The organism is Cupriavidus basilensis (assembly GCF_029335485.1).
In the GTDB taxonomy this organism is placed as follows: domain Bacteria; phylum Pseudomonadota; class Gammaproteobacteria; order Burkholderiales; family Burkholderiaceae; genus Cupriavidus; species Cupriavidus basilensis_E.
Genome location: NZ_JARJLM010000398.1, coordinates 1 through 5,306, shown reverse-complemented (window position 1 = coordinate 5,306; position 5,306 = coordinate 1). Strand labels below are relative to the sequence as shown.

Below are 5,306 nucleotides of genomic sequence, written 5' to 3'. Positions count from 1 at the left end.
TTTCTCCTCTCAGGAATTTCCATGAACACAATCGCAACCCCCATCGACACCGCAGCAGACGCAAAGCCGGTGCTGCTGATGGCAGTCACGCCTGACCAGGTCTCCGGCGCCATCAAGGCGGCCGGCTGCGCTGTCACGCTCATCGAGCAGGATGGCGTAGTGCGTCTGCACAGCGCCAGCCACGGCGTTGGCTACCAGGTACTCTGGGGCAATGCCATCGCGCCGGACGCATACCTGGATTTCACGCTGAGCTGCCCGCTGCGGGTGCAAGGCGGATCGGTGCCGGAAGCCGTTCTCGGCGATTGGCACCGTGGCAAGCGCTTTGCCCGCGTCGCGCAGCATGGCGAATTCCTCGTACTGGAGATGGACGTGGTGGTATCCGGCGGCGTGGGCCCCGACTATCTCACGGTGGCGATGCAACTATGGACGCAGATGATGGGGCAGTTCTTCCTTCACCTGCGCAATTTCCAGCCTGCCGCTGCCGAAACGCCGGCAGAAACGGAAGCTGTCGCGGCGCAGGACGCTGCCGCAACGCAGGCGGATGCCGAAGCCGGGGTGGCGGCCGCCACCGCATGAAGCCGCGATGCCGGCCGTACGCGCACGGCGTTTCCCCGGGCGCGTGACCTGACGAACGTTGGAAGTGGAAAGCAAGCGCATGAGCGACCACCTTGAGCCGCGCTGGAGCATGGGCTCGCCGGATGACGAGCCCCTTCTCATTACCGATATGTCGCCGGTGGAGCTGGCGCGGATGCTGCATGACTTCGGCTATCCCATGGTCAGGATCGACGGCGTGGCCGGCGACGGCGCCCTTGTGGCAAAGCTCGGGTCGGAAGTCGCGATCCGGGGAGACGAGCGGTTCTCCGTCTGGGAGAACCGCTACCGCGACTACAGCTTTTGCGCCGGCCTGCCCGCCGACGGCGTGGTTCCCGCGGCGAGCATCGCCCACTGGAATCGCACCCGGCGCTTTACGCGCCTGTACGAAGCGCACGGCATCCTGATGCTGGAGATGGATATCAGCCTGGCGGGCGGCGTGACGCCAGGCTTCGTCCTGAACGCCATCGAGCGCTGGGAGCGAGCGGTGCAGGACCTGCTGGACTTCATCGTCAGGTCGGCCCGGTGCGTGAGCGCGGTGCCGGCCGGCGCCGAACTGCTGCACTGACGCATCGGCGCATCGGCGCATCGGCCGGGTAGCGATGTGTCCCGGCACAGGCCGCCCACCCGGCGCGGTGCATGAAGCTTCCGTGACAAACCGCACGCAGGCCCGACGAACTCCGTCTTACTATCACGACGACAGAAAAGACTCCCGATGCCCTCCCCAACCGAATCCATCCCGCAGTCCCTGACCCTGGCCGGCCAGCGTGCCGCCATCCGGCGCGGCTGGCGTGGCCTGCTCAAGGCGCTTGGCGCGGCGGGCCTGGGGCTGACGGCGGCAGTATCGCCGGCCACTCCGGCATCCGCCCAGGCCGCCACGCAGACGCCCGCGCAGCCGGTCCCGCAGCACTGGATCCGCTATGCCCAACTGGCCAGCACGCAGTTCCAGGCGCGGCTGGGCGACCAGACCGACGAGACGGTACTGCGCTTGCAGGGCTGGATGCAGGACCGCATGCTGCATGCTTCGCGCCAGTACCCGCCGCCGCCGTTGACGATGCGCGTCTGGTTCGCCCCGACCGGCCGCGTGGAGCGGGTAGAGTTCGCCTCGCTGGGCGATCCGCAGGCCGATGCCGACCTGCGTGCGTTGCTGGCGATGCGGCCGTTGTCCGAGCCGCCCCCGCCGGACATGCGCCAGCCGATCGTGCTGGAACTTGCGCTGGAATTCCCGGTGGCCGGTTGACGCGATGGCGCTGCCGCCGGCCGCCGTGGAGGGCCATCGGCTGGCGCCAGCGCAGGCACGGGCTTGCCGCAGCGGTTTCCTGCCCGTGCAACCTGTTCGCATGCCCGGCGGCGCGCGCATGAATGTTTCGTGACAATCGACAGGCCCGGCAGGCGACTTCCGTCTATCCAGGACGGCGTTGCGGCATGTCGTGACCGCACGCGCAATGAGGAAAGGCAGGAATTCTGATGCAATCCCCGATGGATCCAGGCCGGCAGGCGAATCCCGTGTGGCTCGCCGTGAGCGGCCGTGTCGGGCGGGTGGCCGACGCGGCGGACAATCCCGCTCGCGCCAGCCGCAGCCGGTTCGCCCGCTGCCTGCTGGCCATCGCCTCGACCGCGCTGCTGTTCTCGCTGGCGACGGGCACCGCCGGATGCGCGCCGCTGCAGGCGGCGGCATCGTGGCGGGCGGCGCCCGATTTTTCCCGGCTGGTCCGGGAGAACGGGCCGGCCGTGGTGAACATCGGCGTGGCGCGCGAGGCGCCGCCCGCACGCCTGTATGCCGATCCGCTGCGTGGCATGGCGCCGGGCCAGGACAATGTCGATGAGACCAGCCTGGGATCGGGCTTCATCCTCAGCGACGACGGTTTTATCCTCACCAACGCGCACGTGGTTGCGCGCGGCACCCAGATCAGCGTGAAGCTGACCGACCGGCGGGAGTTCAAGGCGCGGCTGATCGGCCTCGATACCGTTGCCGACGTAGCCCTGCTCAAGATCGACGCCACCGGCCTGCCGACAGTGAAGATTGGCGATCCAGCCAGTGTCGAGGTGGGCAACTGGGCGCTCGCCATCGGATCGCCCTTCGGCTTCAGCAATTCGGTCTCGGCCGGCATCGTCAGCGCCAAGGGACGGGTGCTGCCGGGCGCCGAATACATGCCATTCCTGCAGACCGATGTGCCGGTCAATCCCGGCAATTCCGGCGGCCCGCTGTTCAACCTGCGGGGGGAGGTGATCGGCGTCAACTCGCGCATCTACAGCCGCAGCGGCGGCTACCAGGGCCTGTCGTTCGCCATTCCGATCGATGTGGCGATGCGCATCAAGGAACAGCTGCAGCACAAGGGCGCGGTGACGCGGGGACGCATTGGCGTGGCGGTGCAGGAGGTCAGCCAGGCCCTGGCCGCCTCCTTTCGCCTGCCCCGGCCGGCGGGTGCGCTGGTGAGCTATGTCCAGCCCGGCGGCGCGGCCGACCGGGCGGGCGTGAAAGCGGGCGATGTCATCCTGCAGGTTGCGGGGCGCGAGGTGGAGCAGTCCGCCGATGCGCTCATCTTCATTGCCGATCTGCCGCCCGGCGTGGCCGTGCCGTTCAGGCTCTGGCGGGAGCGCGCGCCGGTGGTGCTGGCGGTGGCGCCGGAGCGCTTCGACGCGCCCCGCATAGCGCAGGCGGCGCAGCCCGGGCCCGCGCCGCTGGGCATGATCGTCAGGCCGCTGTTGCCGCGAGAGCGGCAGGCGCTGCGTATTGACGGCGGCTTGCTGGTGCAGCGCGTCAACGCGGCCGCATTGCGCGCGGGCGTGGCCGCGGGCGACGTGATCCTCGCACTCAACGGCCAGCCGGTCGATAGCGTGGAAGGGTTGGCCGAAGAGGTGGGCGCCGCGGACGGCGCGGTGGCCTTGCTGGTTCAGCGCGGCGCGGCGCGGCTGTTTATCCCGATCGAGGTGCGGGCCTTGCGCGGCGAAGGACAGGAGGAGTGAGCCAAGCCGCTGTCTTTGACTTCGATGGCGTACAGGCTTCATGGCGACGTCATATTGGCTGCCTAGGATGTGGCCCGGCATGCAGCCGCGCATGCGACCGGGTAACCCGTCCGGCCTGGCATGAACTCCTCGACAAACAGCTCATCTGATCGCTATGGCAAGCTTGGTCGCATCCACCGGTGCGCGCGCACTGGTCGGCTATATGGCGGTCCTGGCCCTGTGCCTTGCCTGCCGGCAAATCCACGCGCAACAGGCGGATACACGGCAGGCGGCAGAGATCACGTTCGACCTGCCGTCGCAGCCCCTGAAGCAAGCCTTGGCCCAATATGACGCGCAGACCAACCTGTCCGTCTTCTTTCCTTCCGAACTCGCGGACGGCCGCACCTCGACCGCCGTGCACGGCAGCTTCAGCCCGGAGGCCGCGCTGCGCCGGCTGCTGGAAGGCACGGGTCTGAACGTGCGGGCCGCCGCCGCCGACGCCTTCGTGCTGGTGCCAGCGCCGCAGGGCTCGCATCCGGCAGCAGCCCCCCCCATCCCCGCGATGCCACGGCAGTACGATGGCCTGGTGCAGTCGCGGGTCTACCAGGCGCTGTGCGAGCGCAAGTCCCTGGCACTCGGGGATTACCGTCTCGCGCTCCATGTGCAACTGGCGCCTTCCGGCCACGTGCAGGAGGCCCGGCTCCTGGACACGACCGGCAACAAGGCACGCGACGCCGCCATTGTGGAAACCGTGGAGCGCGTCGATCTAGGCCAGCCCCCCAGCGAACCGGCCAGGGCTTTCGTGCTCCTGGTCAAGCCCGTGCGCTGCGCGGCCGGGGCGGGGCAGGCCGATGCGTGCAGGCTTCCCTGCGGCCGGCAGGCGAACCGATAAATGAGCGAATCCAGCCGATCGGCATTGCGAGACCTGCTCGCCCATCGCTACCAGGACTTGAAGCGGCGCCTGACGTGGCGCCTGGGCTCGGCCGAACTGGCCAGCGATGCGTTGCACGATACCTGGGTGCACCTGGAGGAGCGCAATGAGCAGGCCGAGCCGGTCAAGAGTCCCGCCGCCTACCTGATGCGCATGGCCACCAACCTGGCGCTGGACCGCCTGCAGCGGGACCGCCGCTACATGAGCGCCGAGGAGATGGAGACCCTGATGGCCGAACTCGTCGACCCGGCGCCGGGGCCGGCGCAGACGGTGGCTGCGCGCGACGAGGTCGAAGCCGTTGCCCGCCTCATCGAGAGCATGCCGCCGAGGCGGCGGGCCATCTTCCTGGCGGTGCGGGTGGATGAGCTGTCCAACCAGGAGGCGGCGGTCCGCTTCGGCGTGTCGCCGCGCCTGATCGGGCTCGAACTCAAGCGGGCGCATGAGTACTGCATGGCCCACATGCCCCGGGCACGGATGAAATAAAACATGCCGATCCACGGCTTCTCAACCGTCTTGTCCATGTCTACAGGCAACCTGCGGCGGTGGCTCGCTTGACCCCATGATACGAACGATGATTCATCCGCTACAACGGGAACGGGCGCTGGACGCGGTCGAGCGGCAGGCACTGGCCTGGGTGCGGCGCATCGCGGCGGGCGAGATGACCCACGCCGATGGCGTGGCGCTCAGGCGCTGGTGCCAGGCAGACCCGGCACACAAGGCAGCCCTTGCCTCGGCGCAGCGCGGCTGGGAGCAACTGGGCCAGGCCGGCGAGCTGGCGATGGCGCGCAACCCGGGCGCTTCGCGCGCCGCCGGCGCCCAGCGCGCACGCGCGCCGATC

At 69.1% G+C, this 5,306-nt stretch carries 7 protein-coding genes; all 7 read left to right on the top strand.

What is annotated here, in order from left to right; all coding sequences use genetic code 11:
* The first annotated feature begins 21 nt into the window (after positions 1 to 21).
* Complete coding sequence (locus P3W85_RS23805) at positions 22 to 576, top strand: YbjN domain-containing protein (protein WP_017225343.1); 555 nt, start codon at positions 22 to 24, stop codon at positions 574 to 576.
* 79 nt (positions 577 to 655) lie between these two features.
* On the top strand, positions 656 to 1,159 hold the full coding sequence (locus P3W85_RS23800; RefSeq protein ID WP_276266585.1) for a YbjN domain-containing protein: 504 nt from the start codon (positions 656 to 658) through the stop codon (positions 1,157 to 1,159).
* 147 nt (positions 1,160 to 1,306) lie between these two features.
* The gene (locus tag P3W85_RS23795; RefSeq protein WP_276266584.1) at positions 1,307 to 1,831 is read left to right on the top strand and encodes a YbaB/EbfC family DNA-binding protein; all 525 of its coding nucleotides are present in this window, start codon (positions 1,307 to 1,309) and stop codon (positions 1,829 to 1,831) included.
* A 227-nt stretch (positions 1,832 to 2,058) separates the two neighbouring features.
* Complete coding sequence (locus P3W85_RS23790) at positions 2,059 to 3,558, top strand: trypsin-like peptidase domain-containing protein (protein ID WP_276266583.1); 1,500 nt, start codon at positions 2,059 to 2,061, stop codon at positions 3,556 to 3,558.
* Positions 3,559 to 3,712: 154 nt separating this feature from the next.
* Positions 3,713 to 4,429 carry a secretin and TonB N-terminal domain-containing protein gene (locus tag P3W85_RS23785; RefSeq protein ID WP_276266582.1) on the top strand — a complete coding sequence of 239 codons (717 nt, stop codon included), beginning with the start codon at positions 3,713 to 3,715 and terminating at the stop codon, positions 4,427 to 4,429.
* Positions 4,430 to 4,951, top strand: coding sequence for an RNA polymerase sigma factor (locus tag P3W85_RS23780; protein WP_017229825.1), 522 nt, complete (start codon positions 4,430 to 4,432; stop codon positions 4,949 to 4,951).
* An 88-nt stretch (positions 4,952 to 5,039) separates the two neighbouring features.
* The coding region (locus P3W85_RS23775) for a FecR/PupR family sigma factor regulator (protein ID WP_276266581.1) at positions 5,040 to 5,306 on the top strand (267 nt) is incomplete at its 3' end.